This is a genomic window from Ancylobacter aquaticus (genome assembly GCF_004339465.1).
GTDB classification, from domain to species: domain Bacteria; phylum Pseudomonadota; class Alphaproteobacteria; order Rhizobiales; family Xanthobacteraceae; genus Ancylobacter; species Ancylobacter aquaticus.
Map to the genome: position 1 here is coordinate 377,446 of NZ_SMFY01000003.1, position 20,994 is coordinate 398,439.

Genomic DNA, 20,994 nt, shown 5'->3' on the forward strand with positions numbered 1-20,994 from the left:
CGCTATGGCTACCCACCACCGCGCGGGGCGCGGGCGGGCATCGGCCAGGATGCCCTGAAAGTCTGAAGTCGCGGCTGTCGTGGACGCGATTAGGGATCGGAGGTGAGGGCCTCGACAGCAAGCGGCTGTCGCCAGCCAACCGGGGAGGCCGCGGAAGGCGGCTCATCGCAGCGCCGGTTGCAAATCGACCCGCGGCGTCGTCCGGTGGCATTTGGCTGGCCCACATGGCATCCTGACGCTGCGGGTGGGGTATGTTCCGATGACGGCTGTTTTCGTGGTTTCTACGGCGAGCTCTTTGTTCGCCTCACTGTTTCTTACATGGGCCGTGCTGCTCTGTCTTCGCGTGTTCATGCAGAAATATATTGCAGTTCTAATTTCGTGTATTTTAGTCTTATTGGTAAGATCATCGGTATACGATGGCGGATTTGAGGATGGTATCGCTCTTTACGCGCTGCCGCAGATCCTTTGTCTCATATTGTTTTCGCTCAACACTCTCTGGCGTGGCCGTAAGCAGGCAAAGTTGTCGGAGCCAGTCGAGCCGGGGCAAGCCGTAGAGGCCGGTCCGCCGATCGTTCAAACTGTCGACGACAGCACTCCCACGTCGGCCAGGGCGCAGCCCATTGCAACGAGGCCAACCAAAAGTTGGAATGTGCTTTCCAACCATTGGAGGGGTTACTACTCCCTCGGCGTATCGTACTGGGTTGTCGGATTCCTGATGGCGATACCTGTGTTTGTCATATCGGTCGCAACAAATGTCTTTGTTACGCTCGATAGTTTGTATCGACCGACTTATATATTCGGGGCCGTGGCGTTTGTCTGGTTCTCCGGGGTGATGCTCACGACGTGGCAATATGTCGGGGTATGGCGCTCAGCCAATCGGAACATCGTTAAGCGAGTGGTGATCGGCAAAAGGCCGATCTGGGCCGGCATCGCCAAGCTCACCATCGTCCTCGGGACATTCTCGTTTCTTGTCGTCTTTGCGAAAAGCGCGATTCCGCAGATCAAGGAAACATACCGAACGGCGTTTGAAGGTGATCCAAGCGTTCCCGACTATGGACTGCGGATCATGCGCGATGGCGTCGAGGTAGAGATCACGGGCGGATTCAAATACGGCCTGACCGACGAACTGCTGACGCTCTTGAAGGCATCACCACGCATAGAGACCATCCACCTGAACAGCATCGGTGGCCGGCTTGGGGAAGGTCTGCGGCTCAACAAGGTCATCCGCGAAGCCGGCCTCAAGACCTATGTGTCCAGCCTGTGTGCTTCGGCCTGCACCATCGCCTTTGCGGGAGGGGTCGAGCGCTGGATCGCACCGGAAGCAAAGATGGGGTTCCACGGGCCGGCCTTTCCCGGATTTTCAGGCGTCGACTTGCGGGCTGCGAATAAAACGCAGGCAGACGTCATGGTGCGGTCCGGTTACGATTCGACCTTTGTTCAAAAGGCAATAGCCACGCCGAATGACGAATTGTGGATGCCGGAACTCGAGGAACTGCAGGCTGCGGGGGTCGTCACCCATGTGTCCGACGGATCGCAATTCGCGGTGTCGGGACTCGGGGCGCGCGCAACAAAAGCCGGCTTTGCTGCGCTCGTCGTGAATGGACGCCCTCTCGTTGCTCACCTAGAGGCGACGGACCCGGAAGAGTTTGATAAGTTAATCGAGGCCGTCTACGACGGTTACGTAAAGGGTGAGACCAATCAAGATGCGATTGAGACGATTGGTTATTACGAGTACATAACGATCGTTAGAAATATACGATCGGCAAGCGACCAGGTGGTCGTCGATCTGGGTCGACTGCTTGTCGATCAGCTTATCCTGCTGCACGAGAAAAACGCCACCAACTGCGCGAGGTTGGCTGCAAAGGGCGGAGCTGTCTACCGGATTCAGTTCTCGTTCCCGTCCGATGTTCTCATGAAATATAGGGAATTGGGGCAGCGTGTGGTCGAGTCGGCGAGCGACCGCCCGGCGGACGACGGGGCGGCGGTGGCGCAGATGCTTGCCCGCGCCACCGATAGCATGCGCCCCGCTTTGACGCCTGCGCAGATCGCGCTCCTGAACGAGCGTGATCCGAAGCGTTCCGACATATCACGCTACTGCGTTGCGGCGATCCGGCTCTATCAGTCGATTCTGAAGGCTCCCCAGGCCGAGGCCGCCGCCATTCTGCGCGCGCGGATGAGCGTGGACTGATCAGGTCAACGGCCCTTTCCACGCCCCCCAGTTGAAGATCGCGCCCATCCGCATTATCCTAAGGGGGCTTGCACGCGGCGGAAGGGCTGCCCGTGCGCATTGACGTACCCCGACGAGAGGAACAGGTCCCCTGTCCATCATGGCGCTTGCAGCGGCCGACACCAGCCCGGCGACTGCACCTGTCTCCGACGCGCGCTTAGACGCCGAGGAGATTCTTGCCCTCGTTCTCGCCCGTCTCGATGATGACCAGGCCGAGGACGTCGTCTCCATCGAACTGCGCGGCAAGACGACCATCGCCGATTACATGGTCGTTGCCTCCGGCCGCGCCCAGCGTCATGTCGGCGCCATTGCCGAGCACCTCGTCGAGGCGCTCAAGGCACATGGCGTCAAGGGCGTGCGGGTCGAGGGCTTTCCGGCCTGCGACTGGGTGCTGATCGATGCGAGCGATGTCATCGTCCACATCTTCCAGCCGGAAGTGCGCGGGTTCTACAACATCGAGAAGATGTGGTCGGCCGCCGTTCCCGGCGGGCCGGCAAACCTGACGCGCGGCTGAGCGCGCCTTGCGCCTGCTTGTTCTCGCCGTCGGCCGGCTAAAGGCCGGGCCCGAGAGGGAATTGTGCGCGCGCTATCTCGACCGCGCCGGCAAGGGCGGCCGCTCGCTCGGCCTCTCCGGCCCCGATGTGACCGAGATCGCGGAAAGCGCCGCCCGCCGCCCCGAGGACCGCATGGCCGACGAGGGCGCGGCCCTCATCGCCGCGCTGCCCGAGGCCGGGGCGGTGATGGCGCTGGACCCGCGCGGGCTTGAGATGACTTCCGAGCAGATCGCGGCCGATCTCGCCGCCTTGCGCGACCGTGGCGCGCGGAACCTCACTTTCGTCATCGGCGGGGCGGATGGCTTGAGCGAGCCGGTGCGGGGGCGGGCCGACCGGCTTATCGCCTTCGGCCGCGCCACCTTTCCCCACCAGCTGGTTCGCGTCATGATGGCCGAGCAGATCTACCGCGCGACCACCATTCTCGCAGGCCATCCCTACCACAAGGCCTGAGGCGGATGGCGGCGCGCTAACCTCACCTTAACCATGCCGGCCCCTCCCTGTGCCGATGCCCGCACACCGCACCGCTTCGCCCCCTCGCCGCCGGCCCTCTCGCCGGGCGGAGGCATGCGCGCGGCTGGCCGTGCTGGCGCTGCTCGCGGGGCTGTCGGCGGCGCCGGTGCTGGCGCAGGACGCCGCGCCGGCCGCGCCCGAGGCGACGCAGGAGCAGAAGCAGCGCATCGAGCGCCTCGACGCCGAGCTGAAGGATTCCACCGCCGCCCAAAAGCGCCTCGCCGCCGAAATGGCGGCGCTGGAAGGCGACCGCGCCAAGCTCAACGAGGCATTGCTCGACACCGCCATCCGGGTGCGCGAGACCGAGGCCAAGCTCGACGTCAGCGAGCAACGCCTGCTGCTGCTCAACCGCGAGGCGGCCGATATCCGGGAATCGCTCGACGCCCGCCGCGCCGTGCTGGCCGAGGTGCTGGGCGGGCTGGTGCGGCTGGGCCGACGCCCGCCACCGGCGCTGATGGTGCGCCCGGACGACGCGCTGCAGTCGATCCGCTCCGCGATGATGCTCGGCGCGGTGCTGCCGGAACTGAAGGCGGAGACCGATCTGCTCGCCAGCGAACTCGCCGCGCAGGAGCGGGTGCGCCAGGACAGCGCCCGCGAACGCGACGCTCTCGCAGAATTGAAACGCTCGCTTGCCGACGAGCGCGCCCGCACCGCTGCCCTGATCGAGGAGAAAAAGAACTCGCTCCAGCAGGGCGAGGCGGCGCTGACCGAGGAGAAGACCCGGGCCGCCGCGCTGGCCGCCGAGGCGGGCAATGTGCGCGAACTGATGGAGCGCATGGAGACCGAGGTTTCCGCCACCCGCAAGGCGGCGCAGGATGCGGCGCAAATCGAGGCGCAGCAAGGCGCCGGGAGCGGCCAGGCCGACCGGCTGGCGGCGCTTCAGAACCCCGGCCGGCTCAGCCCCGGCGTGCCTTTCGAGGGGGCCAAGGGCCTGCTGAAGCTGCCGGTCGGCGGCGCGGTGCTCAAGCCTTTCGGCGCGGAGGACGGCTATGGCGGGCAGGAAAAGGGCATGTCCATGGGCACCCGCATCGAGGCCCAGGTGGCGTCCCCCAGCGATGGCTGGGTGGTCTATGCCGGGCCTTTCCGCTCGTATGGACAACTGTTAATTATCAATGCTGGCGGCGGCTATCATATCCTGCTCGCCGGAATGGATAAGATCACGGTGGAATTGGGTCAGTTCGTGCTGTCCGGCGAGCCGGTGGGAGTGATGGGGCGTGGTCCCCAGCTCGTATCGTCGGCCGGCCTTGGAACCGCCCAACCCATTCTTTACGTCGAGTTCCGCAAGGATGGTAACTCGATCGATCCAACGCCATGGTGGGCGACGAGCGAAAGCGAGAAGGTACGCGGATGATGCGTAGGACGTCTGTATTTCTCTTCGGTGCGGCGGCCGGCGCCTTGATCGCGGTCGGTGCCACTCAGCCGCGGTTGCTGCTTCAGCCGACCCAGGCGATGGCGGCGGCCTCGGATACGTATCGCCAGCTGAACCTTTTCGGCGATGTGTTCGAGCGCGTGCGCGCCGATTACGTCGAGAAGCCGGAAGACGCGAAACTGGTCGAGGCGGCCATCAACGGCATGCTGACTTCGCTCGACCCGCACTCCACCTACATGGACGCGAAGGATTTCCGCGACATGCAGGTGCAGACCCGCGGCCAGTTCGGCGGGCTCGGCATCGAGGTGACGATGGAGGAGGGGTTGGTCAAGGTGGTCGCCCCGATCGACGAGACCCCGGCCGCCAAGGCCGGCGTGCAGGCGGGCGACCTGATCGCCAAGCTGGACGGCGAAGAGGTGAAGGGCATGACCCTGAACCAGGCCGTCGACAAGATGCGCGGTGCCGTCAACACGCCGATCAAGCTGACCATCGTCCGCAAGGGCGCGGACAAGCCGATCGAACTGTCGATCACCCGCGACATCATCAACATCAAGTCGGTGCGCTCGCGCGTCGAGAATGACGATATCGGCTATATCCGCATCACCTCGTTCAGCGAGCAGACCGGCGAGGGCCTGAAGAAGGCGGTGGCCGACCTGACGAAGCAGATCGGCGAGGACAAGCTCAAGGGCTTCATCATCGACCTGCGCAACAACCCGGGCGGGCTGCTCGACCAGGCGATCGACGTGTCGGACACGTTCCTCGACCGTGGCGAGATCGTCTCCACCCGCGGCCGCGACCCCGAGCAGACCGAGCGGCGCAACGCCCGGGCGGGCGACCTCGCCAAGGGCAAGCCGATCATCGTGCTGGTCAATGGCGGTTCGGCCTCGGCTTCGGAAATCGTCGCCGGTGCGCTGCAGGACCACAAGCGGGCCACGGTGCTGGGCTCGCTCTCCTTCGGCAAGGGCTCGGTGCAGACGGTGATTCCCGTTTCCGGCAATGCCGCGATCAAGCTGACCACGGCGCGCTACTACACGCCGTCGGGTCGCTCGATCCAGGCCAAGGGCATCCAGCCCGATATCGAGCTGGTCCAGGACGTGCCGCAGGACGTGAAGGAAAAGGCCGAGGCGGCTGGCGTCGAGACGACGCGGGGCGAGGCCTCGCTCAAGGGCCATCTGAAGAACGGCGAGGACGAGCAGACCGGCTCGCCGGCCTATGTGCCGCCGGAGCCGAAGGACGACACCCAGCTCAAGCTGGCGATCGACCTGATCGAGGGCGTGCAGAAGAATGCCGCCTACCCCGCCGACCCGAAGGCGGCCGTGCCGAACTGACGGCGCCGCGCGGATCGCGCGCCATTGATGATGGCGCGCAACTGATTGCGCGTTACCGATCGCGCTCCCCGGCTGCTGGCCGGGGGCGTCACCGATACAGCGAGGCCCGTCTTCATAGAAGGCGGGCCTTTCGCTTTTTTGCACTGCCGCGGCGAACGCCCGATTTTGCCCCGATCCCGCCTTGGTCGGCGGCGACAAAGAAGCCATGAACAGCGCGCCTCATCTCCGCATGCTCTCCTCTCGTCCGTCCGACCCGAAGCTGACCGGCGAAAGCCTGCCGGGCCGCGACGCCGGACGCGATCGCGCGCGGCACTATGCGGCGGTCGGGGTGTTCGGCCTCGCCGCCCTGTCGGCGGTCAGCGTGGCGGTGGCCGCCTATGTGTTCCAGGCCGGCGAGCCGGCCGAACCGCACAGCGCGCCCTTCGCGCTGGACGCGGGTGGCTTCCCGACCATGGGCGTCGCTGCCGACATGCCGACGCTGCGGCCCCCTCTCGGCGGGTATGACGGCACCAGCATTACCGTGTTCGACGGCGCGACCGGACGCAGCCAAGTGATGGCGGGCCCTCGGCCGCTCGACACGGCCACGGCCGGGCCTTTCGCGGGCCCCGGGAGTGAGACCGCGTTAACCCCGTGACCACGCGGCTGCGCGCGCACTCTACGCGCGACCCGTCTCCTCGCCTATGATCCCGCCGACGCGTGCGTTCCAAGGTCCTGCGGTGGCTTCATGATCCCTTTCGACCAGCTTCCCTATCGCCCCTGCGTCGGGGTGGTGCTCGTCAACCGCGACGGGCTCGTCTTTCTCGGCGAGCGCCGGGGCGGTCCCGAGCAGGTGGACGCGCAGCATTCCTGGCAGATGCCGCAAGGCGGCATCGACGACGGCGAGAGCCCGGAAGAGGCGGCGTTGCGCGAGCTCTATGAGGAGACCAACGTCTCCTCGGTCGAGCCGCTCGCGATCGCCGATGACTGGTTCGCCTATGACCTGCCGGAGCCACTGGCGCGGCAGGCCTGGAAGGGGCGCTTTCGCGGGCAGACGCAGAAATGGATCGCCCTGCGCTTCACCGGCCCGGATGACGAGATCGACGTTGATCGCCCGGGTGGCGGGCATCACAAACCGGAATTCGTCGCCTGGCGCTGGGAGCGGCTGGAGCGCACGCCGGAGCTGATCGTCCCGTTCAAGCGCCCGGTCTATGAACGGGTGGCGCGCGAGTTCCAGCCGGTGGTGGCGCCAGCGAAATAGGCGCGGAGCCGCCGGAATGCATCATGTTTCCGTATCCTGGTGCCGATCAACAATGCGAACGAACGTTCGTTCTTGACTCGGTTTTAACGTGTGTCTAGATGCGAACGAACGTTCGCTCCAGCAATTGAAGGTGCATGAACACCCACGCCCCCCGCCTCCCTCTGGCCGATCCTGGTGTGAAGCCTGCCGCGACGCCGCATTCCGGCGTGGCACCGGCCGCCGCGCCGCCGGAAAAGCTGCGCCGCGACCCGCGCCGGCGGGTGCTGGACGCGGCGATTGCCTGCTTCACCCGCGCCGGCTTCCACGGCACGTCCATGCAGCAGATCTGCACCGAGGCCGGGATGAGCCCGGGCGCGCTCTACCGCTATTTCCCGTCCAAGGAATCGATCATCGTCGCCATTGTCGACGAGGAGCGGGCGGTGCGGATGAGCTGCCTTGAGCTGCTGGACAGCGCGCCTGGCTTCGTCGAGGGGCTGGCCCGCATGGGACAGGCGCTTTTCTCCGGCGAGACGCCCATGGTGACGCTGGCGCTCGGGCCGGAAATCTATGCCGAGGCGGCGCGTAATCCGGCGCTGAAGCCGACCTTCGACGCGGTCGAGGACGAAATGAACGCGGCGATCCGCGTCCACCTCGTCGCGGCGCAGGCGCGGGGCGAGATCGACCCCTCTCTCGATCCCGACGTCGTGATGGTGATGATCAACGCCATCGGCGACGGGCTGGTGCTGCGCCAGAGCTTCGAGCCCGACCTTTCCCTCGCCCAGATGATGCCGGCGCTGGCCGGCCTGATCGGCCGCATGCTGGCGCCCGCCACGACGCCGACCCTTTCACCGGACCGCACATCATGACCGTGAAGCCGCCATCCCTGCGCGGGCGCATCGCGCTCGCCCTTACCATGACCGCCGTGGTCGTGGGCCTTGCCGGCTATGCCTTCCGCGACCGGATCGCCGCCGGGCTGAGCCTTGGCGAGCCGGCGCAGGCCGAAATTGCCGCCCCGGCCCCCAACGAGGTCAAGGGCATCACCATTTCCGTGGTGCCGGCGACCACGCGCGAGGTGGTGGAGCGCCTGCCCGTCACCGGCACGCTGGTGGCGCGCGAGGAAATCATGGTCGGGCCGCAGATCGACGGCTACCAGATCACCGACATTCTCGTGGAAGAGGGCGACCGGGTGGAGCAGGGGCAGGTGATGGCGCGCCTCTCGCGCGACATGCTGGAGACGCTGCTCGCCCAGAACACCGCCAACGCCGCCAAGGCGCAGGCCTCCATCGCCCAGCAGAAAGCGCAACTGGTGCAGATGCTGGCGCAGCTGACCGAGGCGGACGCCGCCGTCGAGCGTGCCCGCACCCTGATCAAGACCGGCGCCACCTCGCAGGAGGTGCTGGACCAGCGCGAGCGCGCGGTGAAGGTTTCCACCGCGCAAGTGACGGCGGCGGAAGAAATGGTGACGGCCGCGCAGGCCGATGCGGCCCAGATCAAGGCCACGCGCGACGAGATCCAGGTGCGGCTCGCCCGCACCGAGATCAAGGCCCCTCAGGCCGGCATCGTCTCGGCCCGCTCCGCCCGCGTCGGCGCCATCGTGCTCTCGGCCAATAGCGAGCCGCTGTTCCGCATCGTCAAGAACGGCGCCATCGACCTTGACGCCGAAGTGCCGGAATCGGCGCTGGCGCGGGTGACGCCGGGCCTCAGCGTGGCGGTGACGCCGGCCGGCTTCGACACGCCGCTGGACGGCACGGTGCGCCTTGTCGGCGCCAAGGTCGACCCGACGACGCGCCTTGCCCGCGTCGCGGTGGCGCTGCCGGAAGACCCGCGTTTGCGCCCGGGCGCCTATGGCAGGGGCGTCATCGAAATCGCCCGCCACCAGGGCGTGGCGCTGCCGCAATCGGCGGTGCAGTTCGCCTCCGAGGGCATTTTCGTGCTCGTCGTCGAGGGTGACACGGTGCGCCGCCGCCCGGTGAAAATCGGGCTGCAGGGCGATGGCGTGGTCGAGATCACCGAGGGGGTGCGCGAGGGCGAGAGCGTTGTCGCCCGCGCCGGCGGCTTCCTGCGCGATGGCGACCGGGTGACGCCGGTGCCGCTGGCCGCCGACCCGGACAAGGGAGGCGTCTGATGGCGCTCAATATCTCTGCCTGGGCGATCCGCAAGCCGGTGCCCTCCATCGTGCTGTTCGTGGTGCTGACCGCGATCGGCCTCTACACCTTCGACCAGTTGCCGATCACCCGCATGCCGAACATCGACGTGCCGATCGTCTCTGTCGCCATCACCCAGCCGGGGGCGGCGCCGAGCGAGCTCGAAGCGCAGGTGACGAAGATCGTCGAGACCTCGATCGCGGGCGTGCAGGGAGTGAGGCACATCTCCTCCACCATCACCGAGGGGGCCTCCCTCACCGTGGTCGAGTTCCAGCTGGAGACGCAGGTCGACCGCGCCGTGAACGATGTGCGCGATGCGGTGACGAAGGTCCGCACCGATCTTCCGCAGGATATCGAGGAGCCGCTGGTCCAGCGCGTCGATGTCGAGGGCATGGCGATCGTCACCTATGCCGCCTCCGCCCCGGCAATGACGCCGGAGGAACTGTCCTGGTTCGTCGACGACACGCTGGTGCGTGCGCTGCAGGGCGTGCGCGGCGTCGCGCAGGTGAGGCGTGAGGGCGGCGTGGAGCGCGAGATCCGCATCTCGCTCGTCCCCGACAAGCTGGCGGCGCTCGGCGTGACGGCGGCGGATGTGAACCGGCAACTCGCCGCTACCAATGTCGACCTCGCCGGCGGGCGCGGTGAAATAGGCACGCAGGAGCAGTCCGTCCGCACGCTCGGCGGCGCCACCACGGTGGCCGGTCTTGCCGAGACCCGCATCGCCCTGCCGGGCGGGCGCCATGTGCGGCTTGCCGATCTTGGCACGGTCACGGACGGGGCGGCCGAGCCGCGCATCTTCGCCCGGCTCGACGGCATGCCGGTGGTGGCCTTCGGCGTCTACCGCGCCAAGGGCTTTTCCGACGTGGTGGTGGCCGAGAGCACCGACGAAGCGCTGCGGGATCTGGAGAGGCGCCATCCCGACGTTTCCATCACGCTGATCGATTCGACGGTGAAGTACACGCAGGCCGACTACACCTCCGCCATGCACACGCTGATCGAGGGCGCGGTGCTGGCGGTGATCGTGGTGATGCTGTTCCTGCGCGACTGGCGCGCCACCATCATCACCGCGACAGCGATCCCGCTGTCCATCCTGCCCACCTTCTGGGTGATGGACATGCTCGGCTTCTCGCTGAACGGCGTGAGCCTTCTCGCCGTGACGCTCGTCACCGGCATTCTGGTCGACGACGCCATCGTCGAGATCGAGAACATCGTGCGCCATATGCGGATGGGCAAATCGGCCTATCGCGCCGCCATCGAGGCTGCCGACGAGATTGGGCTCGCCGTGGTGGCGACCACGCTGACCATCGTCGCCGTGTTCCTGCCGGTCAGCTTCATGGGCGGCATTGCCGGCCAGTATTTCCGGCAGTTCGGCATCACCGTGGCGGTGGCGGTGCTGTTCTCGCTGCTGGTGGCGCGCCTGCTCACCCCGATGCTGGCCGCCTATTTCATGCGCGACCATGGCCATCGCGAAAAGCCGGACGGGGCGCTGATGCGCGCTTATATCGGGCTGCTGCACCGCTCGATCCGCTACCGCTTCCTGACCGTGGCGGCGGGTATCCTTCTGTTCATCGGCTCGATGTGGCTCTCCACCCTGCTGCCTTCCGGCTTTATTCCCAATTCCGATGTGTCGCGCTCGGTGCTGGCGCTGGAACTGCCGCCGGGAGCGACGCTGGAATCGACGCAGCGCGTGGTCGACGAGATCGCCGCCAAGCTGAAGGCGCAGCCCGAGGTGGCCAGCGTGTTCGCCACCGCCGGCTCCGGCACGGCGGGCGGGGCGGCCACCAGCAGCGGCGAGGTGCGCAAGGCCACGATCATTGTCAATCTGGTGCCGCGCGGCGAACGCGTGGCGACGCAAAAGCAGTTCGAGATGCGCCTGCGCGAGGAGATCGCCCAGCTTCCCGACCTGCGCTTCAATTTCGGCGCTTCCGGCGGGGCCGGCCCCGGCGGGCGCGAATTCACCGTCATTCTCTCCGGTTCGGACGGCGCGCTGGTGGAGGCCAAGGCGCTGGAACTGGAGCGGGAGATCCGCGAAAAGGTGAAGGGGCTTTCCAACGTGCAGACCACGGCGGCGCTGGAGCGGCCGGAACTGCGCGTCGTGCCCAAGCTGGCGGAAGCCGCGGAGCTTGGCGTCTCGGTCGCCGACATCGCCCAGACGGTACGTATCGCCACGCTGGGCGACGTGTCGCAGAATCTGGCCAAGTTCTCCGCCGGCGACCGCCAGATCCCGATCCGGGTGCAGCTGGACGAGGCCGCGCGCGGCGACCTTTCCACCTTCGAGACGCTGAAGGTGCGTACCGCCGCCGGCGATTCGGTGCCGCTGCTCTCGGTGGCGGACATCGACTTCGGCACCGGCCCTTCCAGCCTCGACCGCTATGACCGCGCCCGCCGGGTCGCCATCGAGGCCGACCTGGCCGGCGATACCCAGCTCGGCGAGGCGCTGGCGGAGGTCTATGCCCTGCCGTCGGCCAAGAACCTGCCGGCCAATGTGGTGCTGACGGAGACCGGCGATGCCGAGATCATGGCCGAAGTGTTCGGCGGCTTCGCCACCGCCATGGGGGCGGGCGTGTTGATGGTGCTGGCGGTGCTGGTGCTGCTGTTCGCCAATGTGTTGCAGCCGATCACCATCCTGATCGCCCTGCCGCTGTCGGTGGGCGGCGCCTTCATCGCGCTGCTCGTCACCCACAACGCCTTGACCCTGCCTGTCGTGATCGGCTTCCTGATGCTGATGGGCATCGTGACCAAGAACACCATCCTGCTGGTCGATTTCGCCATCGAGGCGGTGCATGCGGGCGTCGACCGCACCACCGCGCTGATCGAGGCCGGTCGAAAGCGCGCGCAGCCGATCATCATGACCACCATTGCCATGGTGGCAGGCATGATGCCCTCGGCGATCGGGCTAGGCGAGGGCGGTGATTTCCGCTCGCCCATGGCCATCGCCGTCATCGGCGGGCTCATCGCCTCCACCGTGCTGTCGCTGGTGTTCGTGCCGGCGGTGTTCACCCTGATGGACGATCTCGGCCGGCTTATGGGTCGGATCTTCGGCCGCTTCATCGGTGAGCGCGACGAGCCGGACGAGCATGTGGACGCTCCCGTGATCCGCGCCGGCCTGCATGCCGTCGATGCCGGCCCGCACTCCACGCCGCGCCCGCCGATGGCGGCGGAATAGAAAAAGGGGCGGGATCGTCCCGCCCCCTCACCGACCCACTGCAAGGGCCACCTCTCCCCGACGCTGGGGGAGGGCGGATAATCATACGCCCGCGCTACTGCAGCGTGCCGTCGCCCTCGCCGCCGGTGCGGGCCATGGTCATCTGGGTGACGGCGATGAGCATTTCGGCGCGCGAGGCGAGGCTGGGTGCTTCCAGCAGCGCCTGCTTCTCGCGCGGGCCGAAGGGCGCCATCATGGCCAGCGCATTGACCAGCGCTTCGTTGGGCGCGTCCTTGATGCTCTTCCAGTCCGCTTCCAGCCGGTTGGCGTCGAGATAATCGGCCAGCGTGCGCAGAAGCGTGCCGCGATCCACCGCGTCGGCGCCGGCATTGGGAGTGAAGTCGGCGAGGAACGGCGCGTAATCGACCTTGGCCTGCCGGAACGGCGTGCCGGAATCGACCTCGGCCATCACCTTGAAGCGCGCAATGCCGCTGATGTTGAGCAGATAGCGCCCGTCGCCGCTCTCGGCGATTTCGGTGATACGGCCGACGCAGCCGACGGCGACGATCTCGGGCGCGCCGGGCACGGCCAGGTCCGGCTGCTCGGGGGCGGTCTGGATGATGCCGATCAGCCGGTTGCCGGCCAGTGCGGCGTCGATCATCGCGACATAGCGCGGCTCGAACACGTTGAGCGGCAGCTGGCAGCGCGGCAGCAGCAGCGCCCCCTCCAGCGGGAAGAGCGGGATGATGGGCGCCAGCTCGGACGGTTCGGTATAGGGCTTGTTGATCGCCATTGCATTCCTTGCGCGATTTTTCGGCGCCGTTTCCCGGCGCCGTTTCTCGGCGGTCGCGGGGGACACCCCCGCCGGCGTCAGGCGAAGAGAAGCGAGGACAGGCGGCGGCGACCGGCGAGGGTGTGCTCGTCGGTCGGCCCCCAGGCCTCGAAGAACTGAACCAACTGCTTGCGCGCGCCGTCATCGTTCCATGCGCGGTCCTTGCGGACGATGGAAAGCAGATGGTCCATCGCCTCCTCGCGCTTGCCACGGGCGCTCAGCGCCACGGCAAGATCGAAGCGGGCCTGGTGGTCGAGCGGGTTGGCGGCGACCTTCGCTTCCAGTTCCTTGACGTCGCCCAGCGCGCTCGCGGCCTCTTCCAGCTCGATGGCGGCGCGGACGGCGGCGATGGCGCTGTCGCTGGCACCGGCCTCGGGGGCCAGTGCGAGGGTGGCCTTGGCCTGTTCGAGATTGCCGGCGGTCAGCTCGGTGCGGGCAAGGCCGGCAATGGCGGCGAGATTGGCCGGCTCCTCGCCCAGCACGGCGGCGAAGATTTCCGCCGCGCCGACAAGATCGCCCTCGGCAAGGGCCGCCTCGCCGCTGGCGAGAATGTCGGCGATGTCATTGCCACCGCCCGAATCCGCGACCAGCTTGTCGACCAGCGCCTTGATCTGCGCTTCCGGCTGCGCGCCCATGAAGCCGTCGACCGGCTGGCCGTTGACGAAGGCATAGACAGTGGGCAGCGACTGGATGCCGAGCTGCTGGGCGACGGCGGGGTGCTCGTCGGTGTTCATCTTGGCGAGGCGGACCTTGCCCTTGGCGGCGCGCACCACTTTTTCGATGATGGGGGTCAGCTGGCGGCAGGGGCCGCACCAGGGCGCCCAGAAATCGACCAACACCGGGCGGGTGCGGGATTCCTCGACCACGTCCTTCATGAAGCTCTTGGTGGTGACGTCCATCACCACATCGTCGCCGGCCGGCGCATCGCCCTTGGCGGCGGAGGAGGAAGGCTGGTTCAGCAACATGGGGCGTCCTCGCAATAGGGCTCGTACTTGGCGTCTAAAATGGTCTGCCGCGCCGCGAATGCAACGGGGGGCGCTCAGCTCCCGGCGGTGGCGGGTTCCTCCGCCGCGCTGCGCCGGGGCACGGCGAGCACCAGCGGTTCGTGGCCGGTGGCACGCAGGAAGCGGACGAGGTCGGTGCTGGCGATCGTGGTGGTGGCGGTGTTTTCCAGCGGATGGCAGTTGATGGCCTCGTGCGCCATCAACTCTTCGTCGAGCACCACGGTGACGCGTCCTTCGACATCGTTGACTGGGCCGAAGGCGGTGACGGCACCGGGCTTCACGCCCAGCACCTCCTCCAGCAGCTCGGCGCTGCCGAAGGAGAGCTTGCTGGCCGCGCCGAGCGGCCCATGCAGGCTCTTGAGGTCGACCCGGGTTTCTTCCTCGACCACGACGAGGAAGAGGCTGCCCTTCTTGTCCTTCAGGAACAGGTTCTTGGTGTGGCCGCCGGGAATGTCGCCGCGTAGCGCCTGCGAATCCTCCACCGTGAACAGCGGGGGATGCTCGACCGTGCGCGTGGCGATGCCAAGTTCGGCGAGCCGGGCGAGAAGGTCGTCGCGGGAGAGGGGCATGGCGGTCATCCGGCCGTTGGAATGCTGCGGCGTTTTAGAGCTAGGCGGCGAGAGGAGGCAAGGGTGGGAGCGGGGGTGCCTCACCCGCCCTCCGGCGGGGCCGCCGCCGGCAGCTTGGTGCGGCTCCAGTTCTTGCAGGTGAGGAACCGCTCGGTCGGGGCGTAGATCAATATGTCCGGCTTGAAGCGGTCGATGATGCCCTGATCGAACTCGCAGGCGGCGTGATGGATCCAGACGGCCGCCGAGGCGCGGTAGACCAGCGGGTTGTACCAGAAGCCCTGGGTGAAGGAATCGCCCACCACCATGATGCGCGGGCCGGGATGGCCGGTTGAGAAGGCATGGAAGCCGTAATCGTCCTTTTCCGGCGGCGGCGCGGTGACGATGCCGGTGAGCGGCGTGGTCTCGTGCGGGCCCGCCAGAGGCGGCTTCCAGACATATTCGAGATCGGGCGGTTCGCGGCCGGGAATGCCGGCGACGGTGAGCAGGTCGCCGCCCTTCCGTATCCGGGGGGCGCCGAAGGCCTCCGAATCCGGGATGGCGAGCGCGGGTTGCCCGGCGGCGGCCATGACCGCGTTGAACGCCGCGAGCGCCGCGCGCGCGTTCCAATGGGTGTCGTAGCGATAATAGATCGGCCCCTGCGTCGCGGCCTCGGCGAGGAAGCGGCGCAGATCGACAAAGGCGATGCCGTCCCGCTTCATCCGCGCGGCGACGAGATCGTACTCGCTCGGCTGGTGCCGCTGCTCGCGGATATAGTCGGGCAGCATGTCGAAGCGGGCGGTGTGGGCATTGGGCGCCAGGGTGAGGACGAAGGTGCCGCCGATGGCAGCCATCCTGTCCTTCAGTTCGCGGGCGAGCTGGGCGAGCCTTTCCACTGCCTGCGGGCGGACCAGTTGGCCGATCGACTGCTCCAGTGCGTTGTCGTCGCGCAGGAACAGGCTGCCATCCTTGCCGTCCAGCACGCGGGTGCCCGGCGCCGAGCCGATGAAGCGCAGATAGCGGCGATGCGCGGCCAGCACGGGGCCGCGGAAGCCGAAGGCGTTGTTGATGTAGGGGTCGAGCCGCTCGGAGGCGTGCTCCCACCAGCGCGCGTCCGGCGCCAGCACGGTGCGGATCGGCCCCGGCATGTTTGGCACGAGCAGGCCGAGGGCCGGCAAGGAGAGGAGGGCGACGAAGACGAACGCCCACCAGCGACGGAAAGCCATGAGCAGCGCCATCGTCTCGCTCTCCTCAGAACCGGAAATACAGGAAGGGCGAATAGGTCGCCGCTCCCACCGACAGGATGCACAGCACGAACAGCAGCGCCATCAGCACCGTGTCGGTGATGCCGAACAGCATGCGGCGCGCGCGCTCCGAGAGCCGCTTCGGGCGCGGCTGCGGCAGGCCGAACATGGCGAGAGGCCAGGCCAGCACCATGATGATGATCGTCACCGGCTCCAGATCGGCCAGGAGATTGACCGAGAGCGGGCCCGCCCCGTTGAGGCCGGCAAGGCCGGCGAACAGGTCGAGGGCCTGCGGCAGGCTTTCGGCGCGGAACCAGACCCAGCCGGTGAGCACCACCCCCAGCACATAGACGCGGTTCACCAGACGCGGCGCGGCGCGCAGCGCGGCCCCGAGGCGCGTGCGCTCCAGCACCAGGAAGGTGCCGTGATGCACGCCCCAGATGACGAAGGTCCAGCTCGCCCCGTGCCAAAGGCCACAGAGCAGGAACACGGTCCAGAGATTGAGCGCCGTATAGACATGGCCGCGCCGGTTGCCGCCGAGCGGGATGTAAACGTAGTCGCGGAACCAGCTCGACAGGCTCATATGCCACCGGCGCCAGAAATCGGTGATCGACAGCGCGCCATAGGGCAGGTTGAAGTTGCGGGGGAATTTCAGCCCCATGGCCAGCGCCAGGCCGATCGCCATGTTGGAATAGCCGCCGAAGTCGAAATAGATCTGCAGCGCATAGGCGCTGACCCCGATCCACGCCTCGCCCAGGCTCGGGGCGGTGGTGTTGTCGAACACCACGCTCACCAGCGGCGCCACCTCGTCGGCGATCAGCACCTTCCAGGACAGGCCGATGACGAAGATGCGCAGCCCGGCCGACACGCGCCCCAGCGTCGTGCGCCGCGCCCGGATGCGGTGCGCGATGGTCGAGTAGCGCACGATAGGGCCGGCGACGAGCTGCGGGAACATGGTGATGTAGACCGCGATCTCCTCGAACCGGCCATTGGCCCGTGCCTTCCCGCGATAGATATCGACGAGATAGGAGATGGCATGGAAGGTGAAGAAGGAGATGCCGAGCGGCAGCGGCAGGTGCACCACCGGCAGCTGGGCGCCGGCCGGCAGCAGCAGATTAATGTTCTCGGCGAGGAAGCCGGCATATTTGAAGGCGATGAGGCCGGCGAGGTTCAGCGCGACAGCCAGCCCCAACATGCTCAGCCGCCAGCGGCCGACGCGCGCGTCGATCATCAACGCGAAGAGGTAGTTGGCAAGGATGGAAACCGCCAGCACCGCCACATTGGCCAGCCCGCCCCAGGCATAGAAGACCAGCGAGAAGGCCAGCAGCACGAGGTTGCGCGCCCGCAGCCCCGGTGTCGCGAAGTAGCAGATCAGGAACGCCGGCAGGAAATAGAAGAGGAAGGTGACGGACGAAAAAACCATGAGCTTCCGGCGGCAGCCTGCGGGCGGAGGGGTGGCCCTTCATACACGAAGAATCATCCTCGGAAACGCCTGGCGATGGGGTGTCCCGGAGGCAGCGGCGATCGGGCGCAAGGCCGGCGGCGCGCGGCGGGGGCCTGCACCGGCCTACGCGCCCGCTGCAAGGCGGCCCTCCACGGCCATGCCGTTGACAGCCGACGGGGGCACGCGCCACATCTGGCGGGCAGAGCGCAGGAGACAGCATGCGTCCGGTCATCGGAGTGATCAGCGATGTGAAGGCCAGGGACGGGCACGTCGTCCATGGCGTCACGGAAAAATACATCTATGCGGTGGCGCGCGGCGCGCAGGCCATGCCCGTGCTCATTCCGGGCACGATTTCGGCGGTGGATGCCGACATGGCGCCGGAACGGGTGGTGATCGACGAGATTCTCGATCTGGTCGACGCGCTGTTCCTGCCCGGCAGCCCGTCCAATGTCGGGCCGCAGCATTATGGCGACGCCCCGCACGACCCGCCGCTGCCGGCCGACCCCCACCGCGACGACATCTCGCTGCCGCTGATCCGGGCGGCGCTGGAGCGCGGCGTGCCGCTGTTCGGCGTGTGCCGGGGGTTCCAGGAAATGAATGTCGCGCTCGGCGGCACGCTGTTCCAGAAGCTCTATGCCCAGCCCGGCCGCTTCGATCATCGCGAGGATTCGAGCCTCGACATCGCGGGCCAGTATGCTCCCGTGCATGAGGTGAGCCTCGCCCCCGACGGGGTGCTGGCCAGCCTCGCCGGGGCGACGAACTGGCGGGTGAACTCGCTGCACGGGCAGGGCGTGGCAGATCTCGCGCCGGGCGTGGTGGTGGAAGCGCAGGCCGAGGATGGCACGATCGAGGCCTTTCGCGTGCCGGACGCGCCGGGCTTCAACCTGGCGATCCAGTGGCACCCGGAATGGCGCTTCTGGCAGGACAGGCTCTCCAGCGGCGTCTTCACCGCCTTCGGCACGGCGGCGCGCCTTTCGGCCGAGCGCCGGCGCGGCGGGGCGCGGCTGAAGGCGGCGGGCTGAGCGACCTTCTCGCGAACGCGGTCATGGCCGGGCCAAGGCCGGGCGTGACGGCACGCCTGCGATGCCTATCCCAGTTGCGCTAGAAGATGGCCGATGCCGTCGCGGATGTCGGCCTCGATGGCCCGGCGCAGCGCCGCCTCGTCGCGCGCCCGCAGCGCCGCCAGCGCCTGCGCATGACGGTCGACGGGGTAATGGGTCTCCAAATCGGCCAGCGCCATGCGCATGAACGGGCCGATCTGCAGCCACACCGACTCGATGAGCGGCAGCAGCACATTGTCCGCCCGCCCGCCATAGAGTGCGCCATGGAAGGCGAGATTGGTCTCGATCATCGCCTCGGTGTCGCCGGCCGCCACCGCCGCATCGGAATCGCCGTTGAGCGCATCGAGCCGGGCGATGAAGGCGGCATCGGCGCCGGCGAGGGCGCGGGCGGCGGCCTCGCATTCCAGCAAAGTGCGCGCCGTCATCAGTTCCTCGAAGCGGCGGGCGGTCATTTCCGGCACGCGGACGCGGCGGTTGTCGAGCAGCACCAGCGCCCGCTCGGCCACAAGCCGGCGCAGCGCCTCGCGCACCGGCATAGAGGAGACGCCGAGCGCATCGGCCAGCCCGCGGATCGTCACCGCCTTGCCGGGCGGGAAGCGGCCGGCCATGACGGAGCGCCGCAGCCGGCGAAACACCCATTGCTGCAAGGTCTCGCCATCGAGGCGCGGTTCCTGGGCGAGATCGAGCGCGGGAGAGTCCATCGGTCCGTGCGGCTGGCGGGTGAGAGGCGGCGAGGTGAGGCGGCGACGTGAGAATGTCAGCTTGCTGCGCTATATAGCCGGAATACGTTTCCGCCGTTCGCGTAGATCGAGAGAACCCTGCCCATGGCCACCACCCCCGAATTTCCCGCCGCGCGCTCGGGCTATGAAATCGACCCGAAGTTGCTCGAACTGCTGGTCTGCCCCGTCACCAAGGGGCCGCTCGACTATGACCGGGCGGCGCATGAGCTGGTGTCGCGCGCCGCGCGTCTGGCCTACCCGATTCGCGACGGCATCCCCATCCTGCTCGCCGACGAGGCGCGCACGCTGACCGAGGAAGAGGTTGCGCGCTGAGCCTCAGAGCGCCTCGCCGCGCAGCAGGCGCGGGGACTTCCCGCTGATGCCGGCGGCGTCGCGGATGAAGAAGCCCTTCAGCGCCGGCATTCGCTCGACGAGGCCGAGGCCGACATCGCGCACCAGCCGCACCGCGTCGGAGCGCATGCCGAACAGCCGGTTGAGCCCGTCCGTCGCGGCGCCCATGGCCAGCGTGTCGAAGCGGCGCCAGCGCTGGTAGCGCTCCAGCACGTCCGGCCCGCCGATATCGAGGCCGAGCCGGGCGGCGTCGGTGACGGCCTCGGCCAGCGCCGCGACATCGCGCAGGCCCATATTGATGCCTTGTCCGGCGATGGGGTGGATGGTGTGGGCGGCATCGCCGACCAGCGCGAGGCGCTCGCCGACAAAGGACCGCGCCATCTGGAAGCCGAGCGGGAACGCCTTTGGCGCGTCGAGAATCGTGATGTCGCCCAGCCCAAGCCCGAAGCGCTGTTCCAGTTCGTCCTGCAGCAGCACGCGGGGCAAAGCGAGCAGGCGCGCGGCGACCCCGCTCTCCTCGGTCCAGACGATAGAGCAGCGGTTGCCGGTGAGCGGCAGCATGGCGAAGGGCCCGGCCGGCAGGAAATGCTCGATCGCCTTGCCGCCATGGGCACGCTCATGCCCGACCGTCATGACGATGGCCGACTGCTCGTAGGGCCAGCCGGTGACGCCGATGCCGGCCAGCGCCCGCAGCTTCGAGCGGCCGCCATCGCAGGCGGCGAGCAGGGAGGCGGAGGCCTCGGCGCCGTGGGCCAGAGCGTTGGCGAAGCGCAGCGCGGTACGGGCCGGGCCGGAGGTGAAGCCGGCGATGCGCGTCGGCAGCAGATCAATCCCGCGCGTGCGGGCGAGTTCGGTCATCGCGTCCTGCAGCACCGCATTGGGGACCATGTGGGCGAAGGGCTCGCCCGGCTCCACCTCGCCGTCGAATGACAGGAACACCGGGCGGGCGGCATCGCCCAGCTTGGAATCGGTGATCTCCATGGCGAGGATCGGCTGGGCCTCGGCTTCCACCCTCTCCCACACACCGAGCGCCTCGAACAGGCGGCGGGCGCCGGCGGCGATGGCGGAGGCGCGCAGATCCGTACTGGCCGGCGGGGAGGAGACGGGGGCGGCAAAGGCGGGATCAGCGACGGCGAGGCGCGCGCTCTCCCCCAGACCCTGCCGCAGCGCCAAGGCGAGGGAAAGCCCGGCGAGCCCGCCGCCCGCCATCACCGCATCATATCGCTGGCCCTGTTGCATGGGTTGCTGCTGCATGGCGTGCCGCCTCCGCTCCCGGCCATCCGCGCATTGTGCGCGCTCCC

19 protein-coding genes are annotated in these 20,994 nt (G+C 67.8%); 12 read left to right on the forward strand and 7 right to left on the reverse strand.

The features are described from left to right. The first annotated feature begins 259 nt into the window (after nt 1-259). The 10 genes from EV667_RS17740 to EV667_RS17785 all read left to right on the forward strand — a co-directional run bounded on the left by EV667_RS17740 (nt 260) and on the right by EV667_RS17785 (nt 12,514). Entirely contained in the window at nt 260-2,188 is a 1,929-nt protein-coding gene (locus tag EV667_RS17740; protein WP_131836668.1) for a COG3904 family protein, read from the forward strand. Between the two features lie 139 nt (nt 2,189-2,327). Next, nucleotides 2,328-2,741, forward strand: a complete 414-nt coding sequence (rsfS, locus tag EV667_RS17745) for a ribosome silencing factor (protein WP_131836669.1) — start codon at nt 2,328-2,330, stop codon at nt 2,739-2,741. Nucleotides 2,742-2,748: 7 nt separating this feature from the next. Next, nucleotides 2,749-3,231, forward strand: a complete 483-nt coding sequence (gene rlmH / locus EV667_RS17750) for a 23S rRNA (pseudouridine(1915)-N(3))-methyltransferase RlmH (protein ID WP_131836670.1) — start codon at nt 2,749-2,751, stop codon at nt 3,229-3,231. A gap of 130 nt (nt 3,232-3,361) precedes the next feature. Beyond that, on the forward strand, nt 3,362-4,642 hold the full coding sequence (locus tag EV667_RS17755) for a murein hydrolase activator EnvC family protein (RefSeq protein ID WP_245516230.1): 1,281 nt from the start codon (nt 3,362-3,364) through the stop codon (nt 4,640-4,642). After that, nucleotides 4,639-5,988: a S41 family peptidase gene (locus tag EV667_RS17760; protein ID WP_131836671.1), complete on the forward strand. Its 1,350-nt coding sequence runs from the start codon at nt 4,639-4,641 to the stop codon at nt 5,986-5,988. The genes EV667_RS17755 and EV667_RS17760 overlap by 4 nt, the downstream gene beginning before the upstream one ends. A 205-nt stretch (nt 5,989-6,193) precedes the next feature. Next, nucleotides 6,194-6,622: a hypothetical protein gene (locus EV667_RS17765; RefSeq protein ID WP_245516232.1), complete on the forward strand. Its 429-nt coding sequence runs from the start codon at nt 6,194-6,196 to the stop codon at nt 6,620-6,622. A 90-nt stretch (nt 6,623-6,712) separates the two neighbouring features. Next, the gene (locus EV667_RS17770) at nt 6,713-7,225 is read left to right on the forward strand and encodes an RNA pyrophosphohydrolase (RefSeq protein ID WP_131836672.1); all 513 of its coding nucleotides are present in this window, start codon (nt 6,713-6,715) and stop codon (nt 7,223-7,225) included. A 134-nt stretch (nt 7,226-7,359) separates the two neighbouring features. Continuing rightward, nucleotides 7,360-8,070 carry a TetR/AcrR family transcriptional regulator gene (locus tag EV667_RS17775; RefSeq protein ID WP_131836673.1) on the forward strand — a complete coding sequence of 237 codons (711 nt, stop codon included), beginning with the start codon at nt 7,360-7,362 and terminating at the stop codon, nt 8,068-8,070. Continuing rightward, entirely contained in the window at nt 8,067-9,329 is a 1,263-nt protein-coding gene (locus tag EV667_RS17780; RefSeq protein ID WP_131836674.1) for an efflux RND transporter periplasmic adaptor subunit, read from the forward strand. Before EV667_RS17775 ends, EV667_RS17780 begins: the two co-directional genes overlap by 4 nt. Continuing rightward, complete coding sequence (locus EV667_RS17785; protein WP_131836675.1) at nt 9,329-12,514, forward strand: efflux RND transporter permease subunit; 3,186 nt, start codon at nt 9,329-9,331, stop codon at nt 12,512-12,514. The genes EV667_RS17780 and EV667_RS17785 overlap by 1 nt, the downstream gene beginning before the upstream one ends. Before the next feature lie 94 nt (nt 12,515-12,608). Here EV667_RS17785 and EV667_RS17790 read toward each other — a convergent pair whose 3' ends face one another. From EV667_RS17790 to EV667_RS17810, 5 genes are all read right to left on the reverse strand, one after another. Then, entirely contained in the window at nt 12,609-13,286 is a 678-nt protein-coding gene (locus EV667_RS17790; RefSeq protein ID WP_131836676.1) for an LON peptidase substrate-binding domain-containing protein, read from the reverse strand. Nucleotides 13,287-13,363: 77 nt separating this feature from the next. Beyond that, complete coding sequence (gene trxA, locus EV667_RS17795) at nt 13,364-14,290, reverse strand: thioredoxin (protein ID WP_131836677.1); 927 nt, start codon at nt 14,288-14,290, stop codon at nt 13,364-13,366. A gap of 74 nt (nt 14,291-14,364) precedes the next feature. Then, nucleotides 14,365-14,898 carry a prolyl-tRNA synthetase associated domain-containing protein gene (locus EV667_RS17800; protein ID WP_131836678.1) on the reverse strand — a complete coding sequence of 178 codons (534 nt, stop codon included), beginning with the start codon at nt 14,896-14,898 and terminating at the stop codon, nt 14,365-14,367. Between the two features lie 80 nt (nt 14,899-14,978). After that, complete coding sequence (locus EV667_RS17805; RefSeq protein ID WP_131836679.1) at nt 14,979-16,112, reverse strand: alginate O-acetyltransferase AlgX-related protein; 1,134 nt, start codon at nt 16,110-16,112, stop codon at nt 14,979-14,981. Nucleotides 16,113-16,125: 13 nt separating this feature from the next. Beyond that, nucleotides 16,126-17,541: an MBOAT family O-acyltransferase gene (locus EV667_RS17810; protein ID WP_131836680.1), complete on the reverse strand. Its 1,416-nt coding sequence runs from the start codon at nt 17,539-17,541 to the stop codon at nt 16,126-16,128. Nucleotides 17,542-17,780: 239 nt separating this feature from the next. Here EV667_RS17810 and EV667_RS17815 point away from each other — a divergent pair, with 239 nt between their 5' ends. Beyond that, nucleotides 17,781-18,584, forward strand: a complete 804-nt coding sequence (locus tag EV667_RS17815) for a gamma-glutamyl-gamma-aminobutyrate hydrolase family protein (RefSeq protein ID WP_131836681.1) — start codon at nt 17,781-17,783, stop codon at nt 18,582-18,584. Nucleotides 18,585-18,649: 65 nt separating this feature from the next. Here the strand turns inward: EV667_RS17815 and EV667_RS17820 are convergent, their stop codons facing one another. Further along, nucleotides 18,650-19,324, reverse strand: coding sequence for a GntR family transcriptional regulator (locus tag EV667_RS17820; RefSeq protein WP_131836682.1), 675 nt, complete (start codon nt 19,322-19,324; stop codon nt 18,650-18,652). 123 nt (nt 19,325-19,447) lie between these two features. Here EV667_RS17820 and EV667_RS17825 point away from each other — a divergent pair, with 123 nt between their 5' ends. After that, a complete protein-coding gene (locus EV667_RS17825) occupies nt 19,448-19,675 on the forward strand; it encodes a Trm112 family protein (RefSeq protein WP_245516234.1) in 228 nt (75 codons plus the stop codon). A gap of 3 nt (nt 19,676-19,678) precedes the next feature. On the opposite strand, the gene EV667_RS17830 is transcribed toward EV667_RS17825, so the two are convergent. Further along, nucleotides 19,679-20,947, reverse strand: a complete 1,269-nt coding sequence (locus EV667_RS17830) for a ubiquinone biosynthesis hydroxylase (RefSeq protein WP_131836683.1) — start codon at nt 20,945-20,947, stop codon at nt 19,679-19,681. Nucleotides 20,948-20,994 lie beyond the last annotated feature (47 nt).